The sequence below is a fragment of the Pseudomonas iranensis genome, assembly GCF_014268585.2.
In the GTDB taxonomy this organism is placed as follows: domain Bacteria; phylum Pseudomonadota; class Gammaproteobacteria; order Pseudomonadales; family Pseudomonadaceae; genus Aquipseudomonas; species Aquipseudomonas iranensis.
This window is the reverse complement of record NZ_CP077092.1, coordinates 5,493,200-5,509,665: the sequence shown is the minus strand read 5'-3', so window position 1 is coordinate 5,509,665 and position 16,466 is coordinate 5,493,200. Positions and strand designations below refer to the sequence as shown.

General features: G+C 61.0%; 12 protein-coding genes. 8 read left to right on the top strand and 4 right to left on the bottom strand.

What is annotated here, in order from left to right; genetic code table 11:
• Positions 1-151: 151 nt before the first annotated feature.
• From HU724_RS24820 to HU724_RS24805, 4 genes are all read right to left on the bottom strand, one after another.
• Complete coding sequence (locus tag HU724_RS24820) at positions 152-3,637, bottom strand: calcium-binding protein (RefSeq protein ID WP_186568841.1); 3,486 nt, start codon at positions 3,635-3,637, stop codon at positions 152-154.
• Positions 3,638-3,704: 67 nt separating this feature from the next.
• The gene (locus HU724_RS24815) at positions 3,705-5,663 is read right to left on the bottom strand and encodes a hypothetical protein (RefSeq protein WP_186568842.1); all 1,959 of its coding nucleotides are present in this window, start codon (positions 5,661-5,663) and stop codon (positions 3,705-3,707) included.
• 323 nt (positions 5,664-5,986) lie between these two features.
• Complete coding sequence (locus tag HU724_RS24810) at positions 5,987-7,303, bottom strand: bifunctional DedA family/phosphatase PAP2 family protein (protein WP_186568843.1); 1,317 nt, start codon at positions 7,301-7,303, stop codon at positions 5,987-5,989.
• Positions 7,304-7,457: 154 nt separating this feature from the next.
• Positions 7,458-8,183: a DNA-3-methyladenine glycosylase gene (locus tag HU724_RS24805; RefSeq protein WP_186568844.1), complete on the bottom strand. Its 726-nt coding sequence runs from the start codon at positions 8,181-8,183 to the stop codon at positions 7,458-7,460.
• A gap of 177 nt (positions 8,184-8,360) precedes the next feature.
• Here HU724_RS24805 and HU724_RS24800 point away from each other — a divergent pair, with 177 nt between their 5' ends.
• The 8 genes from HU724_RS24800 to HU724_RS24765 all read left to right on the top strand — a co-directional run bounded on the left by HU724_RS24800 (position 8,361) and on the right by HU724_RS24765 (position 16,446).
• Positions 8,361-9,632 (top strand): glutamate-5-semialdehyde dehydrogenase, encoded by a 1,272-nt coding sequence (locus HU724_RS24800; RefSeq protein ID WP_186568845.1) that lies wholly within the window; start codon positions 8,361-8,363, stop codon positions 9,630-9,632.
• A complete protein-coding gene (gene nadD, locus HU724_RS24795) occupies positions 9,601-10,323 on the top strand; it encodes a nicotinate-nucleotide adenylyltransferase (RefSeq protein WP_122506627.1) in 723 nt (240 codons plus the stop codon). Before HU724_RS24800 ends, nadD begins: the two co-directional genes overlap by 32 nt.
• 72 nt (positions 10,324-10,395) lie before the next feature.
• Positions 10,396-10,890: a ribosome silencing factor gene (rsfS, locus tag HU724_RS24790; protein WP_016773024.1), complete on the top strand. Its 495-nt coding sequence runs from the start codon at positions 10,396-10,398 to the stop codon at positions 10,888-10,890.
• Positions 10,891-10,899: 9 nt separating this feature from the next.
• Positions 10,900-11,367, top strand: a complete 468-nt coding sequence (gene rlmH / locus HU724_RS24785) for a 23S rRNA (pseudouridine(1915)-N(3))-methyltransferase RlmH (RefSeq protein ID WP_011063671.1) — start codon at positions 10,900-10,902, stop codon at positions 11,365-11,367.
• A gap of 10 nt (positions 11,368-11,377) precedes the next feature.
• On the top strand, positions 11,378-13,273 hold the full coding sequence (gene mrdA, locus HU724_RS24780) for a penicillin-binding protein 2 (RefSeq protein WP_071173699.1): 1,896 nt from the start codon (positions 11,378-11,380) through the stop codon (positions 13,271-13,273).
• 31 nt (positions 13,274-13,304) lie between these two features.
• Complete coding sequence (rodA, locus tag HU724_RS24775; RefSeq protein ID WP_051600793.1) at positions 13,305-14,408, top strand: rod shape-determining protein RodA; 1,104 nt, start codon at positions 13,305-13,307, stop codon at positions 14,406-14,408.
• A gap of 17 nt (positions 14,409-14,425) precedes the next feature.
• The gene (mltB, locus tag HU724_RS24770; RefSeq protein WP_186568846.1) at positions 14,426-15,436 is read left to right on the top strand and encodes a lytic murein transglycosylase B; all 1,011 of its coding nucleotides are present in this window, start codon (positions 14,426-14,428) and stop codon (positions 15,434-15,436) included.
• On the top strand, positions 15,436-16,446 hold the full coding sequence (locus tag HU724_RS24765) for a septal ring lytic transglycosylase RlpA family protein (RefSeq protein WP_016773027.1): 1,011 nt from the start codon (positions 15,436-15,438) through the stop codon (positions 16,444-16,446). Before mltB ends, HU724_RS24765 begins: the two co-directional genes overlap by 1 nt.
• Positions 16,447-16,466 lie beyond the last annotated feature (20 nt).

Genomic DNA, 16,466 nt, shown 5'->3' with positions numbered 1-16,466 from the left:
ATAAAAAGGCGCCATTCATTTTCAATGATTGGCGCCTTTTTTCATGGGCGGTAGTGTTCGGCCACAGGCCAAGTCACATCATTGGAACAAATCAGGTGCCAGTGGGAAGGCAGATCCACACTGGCACGTTGTTGTACCGCGCAGCGCTTGGTCAGATTTCCTGGCTGGCGATGAACAAACTTTCGCGGCTCAAGCGCGTCTGCGGATCAGCCCCCAAATTCCAGTAGTTGCGTACCGAGTTGTAAACCAGCGTGCCCAGTGTGCCGGGCTTGTAACCGATGTGGGTCACGTAAACCCGAGCAGCCAGTTCGTTGCGTTGTTTGTGCTGCTCAATGTCCGCCAGCAACGCATCGATGCTGGCGTAGCCACGCGCATCGATAACGTACAGCTGCAACACCTCAAACAGCAGCGAGACTTCGTAAATATTGCCCGCGGACGTCACCACGCTGACGGATTCCACAGGCGTGTCATCGTCGATATCCGGCAGTTCAATGGTGACGCTGGCAATGCGCAGGCGATTGCCGTCGAGCTGGATATGGTCGCGGGTGACGGTTTCGCTCAGTCTGCGGGTGAACAGATTCCACGTTGACGCATTGGATTTTTTCGCTGCAGCGCCCGGAGTGCCCAGGCGCACGATGCAGTTGCTGGCCAGATAGACATCGTAGGTCGCGCTTTGGCCCTCAAGCAGATAGATGCCGGTATGCGTGCGCGGCTCGATCACCACTTTGCTCGCCCGTGCAGTCAGTGCCGGTTTCTCACTGACCAATGGCCGGGTGAACAGGTAGTTGCCGTTGCGCCTTTTCAACCAGCTGCGCGTGCTGACCAGCCGCGTACCGGGATTTTTCGCATCCTCTTCGTAGTCCAGACTCGGCAGTTGCAGGCGGTACGAGACTTCATCCTGCATGACCACCACGATGTCTTGCGCCAGTAATGGCGTGGTGACTTTCAGACTGTTGCGGCCGCTGTAACCCGTGGCCGCCGCGATGGTCTGTATCACTCCCTTGAAGGCGACGACTTTGGAGGGCAGCAGAATCGACAGGCATATATTGGTGTAGATCAGGTGGGTATTGCCCCAAACGCCTGTGCGCATTTCGACGTCATAGCTGAGCACCGCGTCGACGATTTCGCTGTTCTTGAAATCCAGATAAATGGTGCTGTTCGTCGCAGCGGCATTGGATGCGGCAACGAATTCGACCCGGCGATCAGTGCGTGCCACGAAATATCGCCCCAGCCCCTGACTGTCAATCTTCACCGTGCCGTCGTTGACGATGGCCGGGGCGGGTGCCGGCCGACCATTGATGGTGACGGCGACTTCGATGTCCTGACTTATAGCTTCGCCTGGCTGAGCAGGTAACAGCGCCAGCAATTCATATTCATCCTGGGTGCGGAACAGCCAGCGGGCGTTTTTCAGTTGGCGCTGGCCGTCCACTTCTTCGTAGACGTCCGCCAGCGTCAGCACATGCTCGGGCTCGGTGCCATCCTTGCCACGCAACGAGCTGACCACCAGCGACGTACCAATGATCTGCCAGCGCTGGATGACCGCCCTTGGCCAGCCGAACTCGATCACGCTCGAGTGTTCGCCGTCCTCGATGATCGTCGCGCGCGCGTTGGTGTTGGCGATGTAATAGCGATCCTCGCCACTGCCGCCCTCCACCTGACACTGAGTGCCGAAAATGGCAATGGTGTCGTTGCCGTCGCCAGCGCTTATGCGGTCGTATCCGTTGGCGGAAATCTGATTGGCGCCGGCGGTGCCGGTGACATGGCTGCTGCCTTTGCGCAGGGTCGAGACGTTCTCGAATGAAGTGAGGTGCGCAACTTCGATGCCTTCGGCCGTCGGGTCCAGACCACGCAGGGTGACTTTGCCGGTCTGCAGGTTGATGTCATGGCCGATGTGCCGTGTGTCGGTCGTTGGCCGTTGGCCTTCGAAGGTCACGAGGTCGGCGCCGGCTCCGCCATCCAGCACGTTGATATGGGCCGGTTTGTCCGAACGATCCAATTCCTGATTGGTGACTTGGTGATAGAAGGCGTCGTTGTGGTCGCCGCCGGTCAGCGCTTTATGGTCGTCGCGATAGGTGAACAGATTGGGCTGCGCCTTGACACCCGTGACGCGATCATTGCCATCGCCAAGCTGCCAGAAAACACCTTTGCCTTCACCCGCGCTGCCGCTGACCTTGCCTTTGAGATCGGCGGGCAAGCCATGAGCCGCATCGATCAGATCGTCTGCGCCGACGATTACTGCCTGGCTGTCCATTTTGAAGGGTTTCTGCCCGGTGCTTTCGTCCCACACATAACGCCAAAGTTTGACGGGCTGCAATTCGGTGCGGAAGGCACCGTTGACCACGTGTTCGATGGAGTTTTTGTAGGCGCCTTCGAGCATGTCTTTCGCCGACAGCTCGAGCTGTTTTTCGTGATCGCGATAGCCTTTGGAAAGCTTGAAGCGATCCATGACCTCCGTGTCCAGCTCCTTGCCGGTGAAGGCGAACCAGCCGGAGCGCAGGCGTTCGAGCGCGGTCAGCTCGATGTAATCATCAATATCGTCAACGACTCGCGCGGCCTGATAAATCATCGAGCCGGCGATCAGCAACGCTGCTGCGGCGAGACCGACGGGGCCGGCGACACTGCCGAAACCGGCCAGTGCGGCGACGCCCAGCACCAGGCTGATGGTCGCACCGGCGACACTCAAGCCGCCACTGACGTAATGATCCTGAGCCTCTTTGCCTGAGGTGGCGGCGGCAGCGTTGAACGATTTCACGGCATCGGCAATGTCGAACGGCAAGGTAATTGCGCTGGCGAACATCCCCGCACCGCGGCTCATGTATTTGCCCACCGACGTCAGCGGGAAATATTTGAAGACTGTGCCGCCGTGGGTGAGCATCGCCTGACCTGTCTTGGTCAGTCCTTGCTCGATAACCAGTGAGCCGAGTTCGGCGGCAATCGAGCTGCCCTGGAAAATCGCCTCTAGCTTGTCGCCCTTCTTGATTGCGTCGGTCATGGCCATGTAACCGCTGTAAATACCGAAGGCCTGCAGACCCACGCCGGCGCCACTGAGCAAGTAACTCTTGTTCTTGTTGACCCAGCCTGGCGAATTTTCGAAGGCATCGACGCGATGGATATGGAGCTTCTGCGCAGCCTTGCCCAGTTGATTGAGGCGATCGGTGCTACTGCCGGCATCAATCGGCGTGTCGCTGACGAACATCGGCCCGGCACCGATGGAGCGTTTGCAGGCGATCTCATAGAACAGCATCGCCGCCACGCCGCTGTCCGGGACGTCGGCGGACTGCAAACGCGATTGGACTTTCGCCGATTCAAATGTGAGTCCGTCGAGAAAATCCTGATCCGGGACTTTCATGTCGGTATTCGCCGGGCCGATCGGTTGACCGTTGATCGATGCGCCCAGTGCCTGCAGTTCGACTCGACTGGCCACATACTCGCCGATGCGCAACGGACCGTAGTATTTGTCGAGAGATTTCAATGTCTGCTGTTGCGAGGTGTCAGCAGGTTTCCCGACTGCAGGAGAAGGCAGATCGGCGAGATTGCCCGTTGCGGGTGCGTGGGCATTGGCCGAGGCATCAATGAGCGTGACCTGGAGCAGGCGCACATTGGAAATATGCGCGGAAGGTACGATGAGTTTCGACACGTCTTAGTCCTTTAATGGTGTGTATGAAGAGCCGGTTTCCTTACCGGTGGGCTTTCAGCTCTATGTGTCAGGGCCAGACGATGTCGTGGCCGAATTCGCTCTTGTTGCCCGAAAGCCTGACGATGGGCAGGGCCGCTGCCTCGACCCGGTCGATCAGTCGGTCATATTCGAAATGGTTGGAGTGCCCGGCATGGGTTGCCGCTTCGATGCGTTCAGCGTTGCCTCCCGCCATGTCGTTGATGTCTGCCACCCTCGCGCCTTTGGTCTGGTCGCTATTCAACAGCCAGATGCGCTCGGCACTCAGCCCGCTGCGAGTGACTGAAATCAGCCCCTCGAAATCATCGGAGGGGAACCACGTCGGCGGCGTGTCACGGGCGCTGGCGTTGAACATCATGTTTTCTTCGTGGGGGACGACTTCGAGGTTCCGAGTGTCGAGGGCGTAGACGAACATTTCCGTCTGCCGGGTGCGCCTGGACCGGTAACCGCGCTCGTGATCCCACGCCACGGGGCTGGCCGGGTCAGACCAGTCGGAAGACGAACTGCTCGGCGAATCGCTGGCGTCGCTGGCAACACTTTCAGAGTCACTGTCAGCGGCATCACGCCCCGGATATTTATGCGTCTGGCTATTGAAGCGCAGGTATTCGGGATCGGGCTCGCGGGCATACATCTGGCCTTCCTTGAGGCTGAACGTTGCGCTGATCGGTTTGTGCGTGGTGGCGCCGCGTTCATGGTGGTAGCGCGGCAGCATGGTGCCGTCGTTTGCCAGTTCGAACGGGGTGCGCTCGTCACCGCGAAACAGCGCAGGGACGTCGGTGCGGTACAGGCAGTTGTTCTTGTTGCGCAAGTAACCGAGCTTCTTCAACAAGGCTTCACGTACCTCGGGGGTCAGACTGTTTTCGGCGTGATACCAGTCGTGGCGGGCATTGCGCTTGAGATTGAGCTGTTCGAGCGCATCCCTGGCGAACTGCTCAAGGCGTTGCGGGTTGGCGACGTCGGCGAGCAGGCGCTTGTGTGCTTGCGCCCATGCCGGTATTGCCAGCTGGTTTTTCATGTCCTGCTGCAGGCGCCTCAGTTGATCGGGCAGCAGGTTGTAGGATTGCAGAAACGTCTCACGTTCTCTCAAAGTCATGGCCGGACGCAGCCAGCGCAGGGAATCACGGAGCAAGTCCGTGAGCGGGTTATCCGTACTCGCGGGTTCGGCCCATCGCGGTGCTTTGCCGCTGGTTTCGGCTTCGCCGCGAAAACGTGCAATGTCCTGTCCCTGCAAGCCGTACAGCTGCCAGATTTCATGGTCGGTCCACTGCTTGAGATGAGCGGGTTGTGCGTCGAAACCACCTGCCGGAGGATCGACCCGCAGCAGATTGCCGTACGCGTCTCTGAAGGCAAATTGCGTGTCGGCCTCGTTCGACGCCAGAAGCGGCTGCATTTCGTAATAGCCCTGAGTGTCCGGCGAACGCCAGGACTGGCGGTAGCGGCTTTGATCGATGGGCGTCGCCACCGGCGATGTGCGCGGGCGCTTGGCGGCGGGCTGTTCGGTGAGACGCCAGGTCGAGCTATCGGCATTTTTATACAGCCGCGGGCCGGAGGGCACTCGCTCGGTCAACAATTTGCAGCGCCAGACACCGGACTGATCCAGCGCGACGTGAGTGGTTTTCACCGCGCCTTCATACTCGACATCGACAAACCTTCTGCCGACGATCCAGCGAAGGCCGTCAGCGTCCGCTGGATGCATGCCGCGCACAAATGCATCGGACAACCAGTATTCAGGCACTGAACTGTGAGGCCGGGCGGCATCGGCCCCTTGTGTCGACATCTGGAAGGTTGCTACGGCAGGTGTGCGTGATTGCTGACCGGCGAGGTGGAGGTCGATAGCGTTCATCGCTGCCAGATCATCCAGACCGGGTGTGCGAAAAACGTGGGGAATGCCCAGATCGAACGGCGTGTCGGATCGATCCGTGCGAACAATGGCTGAATCAGGCTGATGTGAAGTGGTTGTTGGCGGCTTGCGAGGTAGTTTGGGGCTCATGAATTACTCGGAACTTGATTATGTAAAAAAGCAGTGACTGGAAGTTTCAATGTTTCGTTGTTTGGATTTATGAAAGTGCCAATCTCGTTATAGCTGCGGTTGGCCAATCTAACTGCTTTTCATTAATAGGAAAGTCCGTCTGAGCAAAAACGGAGGGGATTATGTAACGTCAGTTTTGTATTTGTTTCGGGCAGAGATTTGTCTGGTTTTAACTGAGAAAGTTAACCGGGCGGGAGTAATTAGGTGTAGGTAAATAACGCCGCTCTTGTCGGAAACTTCCTAAAGAGCGGCGGGGGATAAACAGGGCTTGAAAGTTACCTTTTTCAGTAGGCGTAACGCAATAGCGTATGGGGCAAGTGGCGCAGCACGAAGAAGCCGAACAGGGCAATCATGGACGGCAGGATCAGCCACCAGATCTTGAACGGCATCGGATTGAGCGACGTCTGCCGCTGGCTCAGCCACAGCATGGCGGCACAGACGCAACTGGCGAGCATGGCACCGGCGAGGATGTCAGTCGGCCAGTGCGCGCCCAGATAGACCCGCGACAGAGCGATTGCCAGTGCCGGAATGCACGCGATCAGCAGCCAGGTCAGACGCATGCGTGGCGGCTGACCGCGACCGGCCAGTACACCCAGCGTCAGGAACAGGGCGAATGCGCCCGAGGCGTGACCGCTGGGCATGCTGTAGGTGGTCAATGGATCGCTGAGCACTTCCGGGCGTACTCGGGCGAAAAAATACTTGGTGCCGGTGTTGGCCATGGCGGTGATCAGCATGGTGGCGCCAGCGAACACTGCCTGGCGCCACTGCTTGCACAGCAACAGCAATATGACGAGCAGGGCGCTGAACAGCAGCATGTTGCGGAATTCGCCGATCAGGGTCAGCGTCACGGCGATTTCATCCAGCGCTGGCTGGCGATGTTCCTGCACCAGAGTCATCACACCGTTGTCGAGCGCGGTCAGGTACGGATAGCCGATGAACAGGCCGATCAGAATCAACAGGCTCATGCTGCCGATCCAGATCGTCGCACGCCGATGGCGACGTACGCTGCTGTTAACGCTCAGGCCGACCATCACCGCAATGCTCGCGGCGACAATCCCGGCTTGCAGCCAGAAACCTTCAGGCAAGGGCAGGCGGAACGCCGCGCCCGTGGCCCAGCCCGGCAACAGATAAGCCAGGCTCCAGCCGGCAGCGGCCAGCAGGCTGACGGCGAAGAAACGCGGGAAGGGCATGTCGCACATCCCGGCGACCATCGGCAGCATCGGCCGCAGCGGGCCGATGAAACGCCCGACCAGCAGGCTGGCGATGCCATAGCGCTGGAAGTACGACTCGGCGCCGGCCATCCATTCCGGGTGGTGGCGCAGCCCGGGGAGGCGACGGATGTTCTGGTGGAAATGGCGCCCAAGGAAGTAGGAAATCAGGTCGCCAAGAATGCCGCCAAGAAAGCCCAGCAGCAGCGTTTCGCTCAATGACAGCGCGCCGCTGCCGGCCAGCACCGCCACGGCAAACAGCAACACCGTGCCCGGCACGATCAGCCCGGCGATCGCCAGACATTCCACGCACGCCACGATGAACACCGCTGCGGCCAGCCACTGCGGATTGGCGCCGAGCCATCCGGTGATGCTATCGAGCCATGGGCCCATACAGAAAAACTCCATTCATTCTTTAAGTAATTGTTACGCGTTTCACTGCTGGCCCGTGGGAGCGAGCCTGCTCGCGAATACGCTGTGTCAGACGATAGAAACGTTGGCTGGCACGACCCCTTCGCGAGCAGGCTCGCTCCCACACGGGGGGACATCATTCATTGACGGATTCGGCGTCGGTTACGGGAAGCAAAATATAATCCCGGCCTTCGACCTGACCCCGTCGCAGCGGGTTCCGCGTGCACCATTGCGCATACGCAGCGTCAACGAAGCGATACATCAGGTGTTCGTCACGGCCCAGCGGAATTCCCAGCCGGGTGGTTTGAATGATCTGCGAGGGCGGCGGCCCGGTGTCTTCGACCAGCAACAATTCATGGTCGAAACGCTTGGCGTCCCACATCGGCACTTTCAAACCCAGCGCTTTGCACAGCAGGGTCTGCCCGGCGCACAGCTTCTGCATCGGACGCGGTCGGCCCTGGGCATCGGGATTGTTCAGCAGCATCTGCGCCAGACTCGCCGGGCCGCTGACTTCGTCGACCCACGGATAGGCGGATTTGATCAGCACCGCGTTGCCCGGACCTTGCGCACTGAAGTTCAGCGAATCACCGCCGCGGGCGTAGTACATATAGATGTGGCCGCCATCCAGAAACAAAGCCTTACGCTTTTCTGTGTAACCGAGCGAGGCATGACTGCCTTTTTCCGCGAAGTAATAGGCTTCAGTCTCGATGATTCGCGCACTCAGCCACAGGGCCCCGACGCGATGGCGGATGACTTTGCCGAGCAGCGCCTGCGCCAGAACCTGGGCGTCGCGGTCGAAAAAACTGTCCGGCAGGCCCACGGGCAGGCGCGGGGACTCGGGGCAAAGGGGCACGTTGGTCATGATGGGCAAGGTTTATCCAGGCTCAAGAGGTCGTGATGATAACAACGCTGAGCTTAATTACGTCTGAACGACGGGCAAACGCAGCTCATTTCGACCATCCGCCCGTCACCGCTGTTAGTCCCGGGACGCGACAGCTATAATCTGGCGCTTTCCTCTTTGCCAAGACCCCAGCAGACCATGACTGAGTCCGTTCTTGACTACATGACCCGATTGGGTCGCGCCGCCCGCGCTGCCTCCAAGGTCATCGGTCGCGCCAGCACCGCGCAGAAAAACCGCGCCTTGCAGGCTGCCGCCAACGCTCTGGATGCTGCACGCGCCGAGCTGGCCGCAGCCAATGAGCTGGATCTGGCTGCCGGTCGCGCCAGCGGTCTGGAGCCGGCGCTGCTGGAGCGTCTGGAACTGACCCCTGCACGCATCGACGGCATGATCGTCGGTTTGCGTCAGGTCGCTGCACTGGCGGATCCGGTCGGCGCGATCCGCGACATGAGCTTCCGTCCGTCGGGCATTCAGGTCGGCAAGATGCGTGTACCGCTGGGCGTGATCGGGATCATCTACGAATCCCGTCCGAACGTGACCATCGATGCCGCCAGCCTGTGCCTGAAGTCCGGCAACGCGACCATCCTGCGCGGCGGCTCCGAGGCGATTCATTCCAATCGGGCGATTGCCGCGTGCATCCAGCGCGGTCTGGCCGAAGCCGAACTGCCCGCCGCCGTGGTGCAAGTGGTCGAAACCACTGACCGTGCCGCCGTAGGCGCGCTGATCAGCATGCCTGAATACGTCGACGTCATCGTGCCCCGTGGTGGCCGTGGCCTGATCGAACGCATCAGCCGCGATGCCCGCGTGCCGGTGATCAAGCACCTGGACGGCATCTGCCACGTTTACGTCAGCGAACACGCCGATCTGGCCAAAGCGCAGCGCATCGCTTTCAACGCCAAGACTTACCGTTATGGTATCTGCGGCGCGATGGAAACCCTGCTGGTCGATCAGGCTGTTGCCAAGGATTTCCTGCCTTCGATGGCCGCGCAGTTCCGCGACAAAGGCGTCGAACTGCGTGGTTGCGAGCGCACCCGGGCGATCATCGAAGCGGTCGCGGCCAGCGAAGACGACTGGCACACCGAGTACCTGGCGCCGATTCTGTCGATCCGCGTGGTCGACGGTCTGGAGCAGGCGATTGAACACATCAACCATTACGGCTCCCATCACACCGACTCGATCGTCAGCGAAAACCTCGCCGACACCCGGCGGTTCGTGGCGGAAGTCGACTCGGCCTCGGTGATGATCAACACGCCGACCTGCTTTGCCGATGGATTTGAATACGGATTGGGTGCCGAGATCGGCATTTCTACTGATAAGCTGCACGCCCGCGGCCCGGTCGGGCTCGAGGGGCTGACCTGCGAGAAGTACATCGTGGTCGGCGATGGCCAGTTGCGCGGCCAGGCGACGGTCTGACTTGACCGACCTCGACCTGACAGCGCCGCACACCGGCAGCGAGTCGCGCCCGCAACGCATTGGAGTGCTGGGCGGTACGTTCGACCCGGTGCACATCGGCCATTTGCGTGGCGCGCTGGAAGTTGTCGAAGCGCTGGCGCTGGACGAGTTGCGCCTGATGCCGAACGCGCGCCCGCCACATCGCGGGACGCCGCAGGTGTCGGCGCAGGAGCGGCTGGCGATGGTCGAGTGCGCGGTGGCCGGATTGCCGCCGCTGGTGGTGGACGCCCGCGAATTGCAGCGGGACAAACCGTCCTGGACCATCGATACCCTGGAGTCGCTGCGCGCAGAGATGCCCGCCGAGACCCAGGTTTTTCTGCTTTTGGGCTGGGACGCATTTTGCGGCCTGCCCACTTGGCACCGCTGGGAAGAGTTGCTCCAGCATTGCCACATCCTGGTGCTACAGCGCCCGGACGCCGACAGCGAACCGCCGGATGCCTTGCGCAACCTGCTGGCAGCGCGTTCGGTGAGCGACCCGCTGGCCCTGAAAGGGCCGAGCGGACAGATTGCATTCGTCTGGCAGACACCGCTCGCGGTTTCCGCCACCCAGATCCGTCAACTGCTGGCCAGCGGTAAGTCGGTACGTTTCCTGGTGCCCGACGCGGTCCTGGCCTACATCGATGCGCACGGTCTGTACCGTGCGTCGAACTGAACAAGGCGCGCTTCACCGATACGGATCACCGTATCCCCAAGCCGCCGAATACATGAGCAAAACGAGTTACATATGACTGATAAAGATCTACCGAAAGTAAAGCGCAAAGGCACGTTCAAGAGCGCGCCACTGCCGGAAGCCGTCAACACCAACGAGCCGCTCAAGGGCGACGAACTGGTCAAGATTGCCGTCGCTGCGCTGGAAGACGTGAAGGCCCAGGACATCCAGATCATCGATGTGCGCGACAAGCAGAGCATCACTGACTACATGATCATCGCCACCGGTACCTCCAATCGCCAGATCAACGCGATGCTGGACAAGGTCCGTGAGGAAGTGAAAAAGCAGGGCGCCAAGCCGCTGGGCGAAGAAGGCAAGGGCGACAGCGACTGGGTTCTGCTCGACCTCGATCTGGTGATCGTGCACATGATGACCGCCTCGGCGCGTCAGTTCTACGACCTGGAGCGCCTGTGGGCCGGTGCCGAGCAAAGCCGTGCGGCCGATGCCAAGCACCACAGCCCGGAAAACACCCACGAGCATTTCACCAAGCTCAACAAAGACCAGTTCTAAGGGATTGCTGTGCGACTGCGCCTGATCGCCGTCGGTTCACGCATGCCCAAATGGGTGGAAGAAGGCTGGCATGAATATGCCAAGCGTCTTCCGTCCGAGCTGGCGCTGGAACTGGTGGAAATTCCGCTCAATACCCGTGGCAAGAATGCCGACGTGGCCCGTTTCATCCGCCAGGAAGGCGAAGCCATGCTGGCCAAGGTCGGGCACAACGAGCGGATCGTCACGCTGGAGGTTCACGGCAAGCCATGGAGCACCGAGCAACTGGCGGTCGAACTCGATCGCTGGCGCCTGGATTCGCGCACGGTCAACTTCATGGTCGGCGGCCCGGAAGGGCTGGCACCGGAAGTCTGTGCCCGCGCTGACCAGCGCTGGTCGTTGTCGCCGCTGACCTTGCCGCACCCGCTGGTGCGGATCCTGATCGGCGAACAGTTGTACCGTGCCTGGACCGTGTTGTCCGGCCACCCTTACCACAAGTAAGCCTGCCCTCATGTCTCAGCCGATCCGCATCAAGGACCACGAAAAGGACGCCCGTCTGGTGCGCAGCCGTGTCGTGTTCGGTGCGATCGTGATCGTGGCGCTGATCTGTGTGCTGATCGCGCGTCTGTATTACCTGCAGGTGATCCAGTACGAGTACCACTCGACCCTCTCGGAAAACAACCGCGTCCATGTGCAGCCGATTCCGCCGACGCGCGGGCTGATTTTCGACCGCAACGGCGTGGTCGTGGCCGACAACCGGCCGAGCTTCAGCCTGAGCATGACCCGCGAGCGCTCCGGCGACTGGCAGCAGGTGCTCGACGTCATCGTCGAGGTGCTGGAACTGACGCCCGAGGACCGGGTGATCTTCGAGAAACGCATGCGTCAGGGGCGCCGGCCGTTCGAGCCGGTGCCAATACTGTTCGAGCTGACCGAAGAGCAGATCGCCCGCATCGCGGTGAACCAGTTCCGCCTGCCCGGGGTGGAAGTGGTCGCGCAGCTGGTCCGGCATTACCCGCAGGGCGCGCACTTTGCGCACTCGGTGGGCTACATGGGGCGGATCAACGAGAAAGAGCTGAAGTCGCTGGATCCGGTGAACTACAGCGGCACCCACCACATCGGCAAGACCGGCATCGAGCGTTTCTACGAGCCGGAATTGCACGGTCAGGTCGGTTACGAGGAAGTCGAGACCAACGCCCGTGGCCGCGTATTGCGCGTGCTCAAGCGCACCGATCCGATTCCCGGCAAGGACATCGTCCTGAGCCTCGACATCAAGTTGCAGGAAGCCGCCGAGGCCGCGCTGGGCGGGCGACGTGGCGCGGTGGTGGCGCTCGATCCGAAAACCGGCGAAGTGCTGGCGATGGTCAGTCAGCCGAGTTTCGACCCGAACCTGTTCGTCACCGGCATCAGCTTCAAGGCCTACGCCGAGTTGCGTGATTCGATCGACCGGCCGCTGTTCAATCGCGTGCTGCGCGGTCTGTACCCGCCGGGCTCGACGATCAAACCGGCGGTGGCGATTGCCGGTCTCGACGCCGGCGTGGTCACGGCTTCGAGCCGGGTGTTCGACCCGGGCTATTACATGCTGCCCAACTACGACCACAAGTACCGCAACTGGAACCGCACCGGTGACGGCTTCGTCGACCTCGACACGGCGATCATGCGGTCCAACGACACCTACTTCTATGACCTGGCGCACAAGCTCGGCATCGATCGGCTGTCGACCTATATGAACAAGTTCGGCATCGGCCAGAAGGTCTCGCTGGACATGTTCGAAGAATCCCCGGGCCTGATGCCGTCGCGCGAATGGAAACGCGCGACGCGCAAACAGGCATGGTTCCCCGGCGAAACCCTGATTCTCGGGATCGGCCAGGGCTACATGCAGTCGACGCCGCTGCAACTGGCCCAGGCCACGGCGCTGGTGGCCAACAAGGGCATCTGGAATCGTCCGCACCTGGCCAAGTCCCTCGACGGGGTGAAACCAGTGGATGAAAACCCGATGCCAAACATCGTCCTGCGCGACCCGTCCGACTGGAACAAGGTCAACCACGGCATGCAGCAGGTGATGCACGGTGCCCGTGGCACCGCGCGCAAAGCGGCGATCGGCGCGCAATACCGCATCGCCGGCAAGTCCGGTACCGCGCAGGTGGTGGCGATCAAGCAGGGCGAGAAATACGACCGCTCCAAGGTCCAGGAACGCCACCGCGACCACGCCCTGTTCGTCGGCTTCGCCCCGGCCGATGATCCGAAAATCGTCGTGTCGGTGATGGTCGAGAACGGTGAGTCCGGTTCCGGCGTTGCCGCGCCAGTGGTGCGCCAGGTCATGGACGCCTGGTTGCTCGACCAGGACGGCCACCTGAAAGCCGAGTACGCCAGCCCTATCACTGCGGAGGCCCCGGCCCGTGATGAATAATTTCGATCGCATGCTCTCCAGCGAGGATGTGATGCGTCGCCGCGCGACGTTGCTGCAAAGACTGCATATCGATGGCCCGCTGTTGATCCTGTTGCTGATCCTCGCCGCCGGCAGCCTGTTCGTGCTGTATTCGGCCAGCGGCAAGAGCTGGGATCTGCTCGGCAAGCAGGCCACATCCTTCGGCATCGGTCTGGTGGCAATGATTGTCATCGCCCAGTTCGAGCCGCGTTTCATGGCGCGTTGGGTGCCGCTCGGTTACGTGATCGGCGTGGTCTTGCTAATCGTCGTCGACATCATGGGCCACAACGCCATGGGCGCCACGCGCTGGATCAACATCCCCGGGGTGATCCGCTTCCAGCCCTCGGAATTCATGAAAATCCTGATGCCAGCGACCATCGCCTGGTACCTATCCAAACGCACCTTGCCGCCGCAGCTCAAGCACGTCGGCATCAGCCTGATGCTGATTGGTGTGCCGTTCATTCTGATCGTGCGCCAGCCGGATCTGGGGACTTCGCTGCTGATTCTCGCCGGTGGCGCCTTCGTCCTGTTCATGGGCGGCCTGCGCTGGCGCTGGATTCTCAGCGTGCTGGCGGCGGCGGTGCCGGTATCGGTGGCGATGTGGTTTTTCGTCATGCACGACTATCAGAAGCAGCGTGTCCTGACTTTCCTCGACCCGGAAAGCGATCCGCTCGGCACCGGCTGGAACATCATTCAGTCCAAAGCCGCGATCGGTTCCGGTGGCGTATTCGGCAAAGGCTGGCTGCTCGGCACCCAGTCACACCTGGACTTTCTCCCGGAAAGCCACACCGACTTCATCATTGCCGTGCTTGGCGAAGAGTTCGGTCTGGTGGGGATTTGCGCGCTGCTGCTGATCTATCTGTTGTTGATCGGTCGCGGGCTGGTGATCACCGCTCAGGCGCAAACGCTGTTCGGCAAATTGCTCGCCGGCGCGTTGACCATGACTTTTTTTGTTTACGTTTTCGTCAACATCGGTATGGTCAGTGGCCTGTTGCCGGTCGTGGGGGTGCCGTTGCCGTTCATTAGCTACGGAGGAACTTCGCTGGTGACGCTGCTGTCAGCGTTTGGGGTTTTGATGTCGATCCATACCCATCGCAAGTGGATCGCACAGGTTTGAATAAGGTGAAGAGTGCAATGCAAGTAATGCGTGGCTGGGCGACTCGATGCGCGCCGCTGGTTGGCCTGTTGGGCCTGCTGGGGAGCGTGCAGGAAGCGCTGGCTGGCGACTATGAAGGCTCGCCGCAGGTGGCCGAATTCGTCGGCGAAATGACCCGCGACTACGGTTTCGCCGGTGAACAACTGATGGGTGTGTTCCGCGAGGCGCAACGCAAGCAGTCGATTCTCGACGCCATCTCCAAACCCGCCGAACGGGTCAAGCAGTGGAATGAATATCGCCCGATGTTCATCACTGACGCGCGCATCGCCCGGGGTGTCGACTTCTGGCGTCAGCACGAGGCGACCCTGGCCCGTGCCGAGCAGGAATACGGCGTGCCGGCACAAGTGATCGTGTCGATCATCGGCGTCGAGACCTTTTTCGGGCGTAATACCGGTAATTTCCGCGTGATTGATGCCTTATCGACCCTCGGTTTCGACTATCCTCCCCGTGCCGAATTTTTCCGCAAGGAATTGCGTGAGTTCCTCCTGCTGGCCCGTGAAGAGCAGGTCGACCCGCTGACCCTGAAAGGCTCGTACGCCGGGGCCATGGGCCTGCCGCAGTTCATGCCGAGCAGCTTTCGCGCCTACGCGGTGGACTTCGACGGTGATGGCCACATCAATATCTGGAACAACCCGGACGATGCCATTGGCAGCGTCGCCAGTTACTTCAAGCGTCACGGCTGGGTCGCCGGCGAGCCGGTGGTCAGCCGCGCCGATGTGCGCGGCGAGCAGGCCGATGAAGGGCTGACCACCGGTATCGAACCAGTGAAGACGGTCGCAGAGTTGCGGGCGCTGGGCTGGTCAAGTCATGATGCGCTGCGCGATGATATGCCGGTTACCGCATTTCGCCTCGAAGGCGACAACGGCCCTGAATACTGGATGGGCCTGCAGAATTTCTACGCGATCACGCGTTATAACCGCAGCGTGATGTACGCCATGGCCGTACATCAACTGTCTGAACAGCTGGTACAAGCACGGGGCGTCAAGTAATGCAGGCATTGCCTAACAATAAACCCCTGAAGCTGGTGGCTTTCGCTGCGTTGGCAGTCCTGGTCGCCAGTTGCACGACCAGCCGTACGCCGACGCAGAAAACCCCGTCCACCGCTGTCCGCGCCCAACCGGGCCTGGACATCAACCGCGCGCACAAAGACGGCGCGCCGTGGTGGGATGTCGATGTTTCGCGCATCCCGGATGCGACACCGACCCTGCACACCGGCCCGTACAAGGCCAACCCGTACACCGTGCTGGGCAAGACCTATTTTCCGTTGCAGGAATCCAAGACCTACGTGGCTTCGGGCACGGCGTCCTGGTACGGCACCAAGTTCCATGGCCAGAACACCGCCAACGGCGAAGTGTATGACCTGTACGGCATGAGTGCCGCACACAAGACCTTGCCGCTGCCAAGTTACGTTCGGGTGACCAACCTGGACAACAACAAGACGGTGATCCTGCGCGTCAACGACCGTGGGCCGTTCTACTCCGATCGCATCATCGACTTGTCCTACGCAGCGGCGAAGAAACTCGGCTATGCCGAAACCGGCACCGCGCGGGTCAAGGTCGAAGGCATCGATCCGCAGCAGTGGTGGGCGGCCAAGGGCCGTCCGGCGCCGCTGATGCTCAATGAGCCGCAAGTGGCGCAGAATAGCGCGCCAGTGATTACGGCGTCGGCCGGCACCGTCGAGCAATGGACACCGCCGCCGCAGCAACACGCCGCGGCCGTGGTGCCCGTGCAGATCGATGCAAAAAAAAACGCTTCTGCACCAGCGTCTGGCCAGTATCTGCAGGTGGGCGCGTTCGCCAACCCGGACGCTGCCGAACTGCTGAGGTCGAAGCTCAGCGGGATGGTGAGCGCGCCGGTGTTCATCAGCTCGATCGTGCGCAATCAGCAGACCCTGCACCGGGTACGCCTGGGGCCGATCGGCTCGCCGGGTGAGATCGCCCAGGTGCAGAACAGTGTGCGGCTGGCCAATCTGGGTTCGCCCAGCGTGGTCACCGAGTAACACGTAGACCTTGATTGACG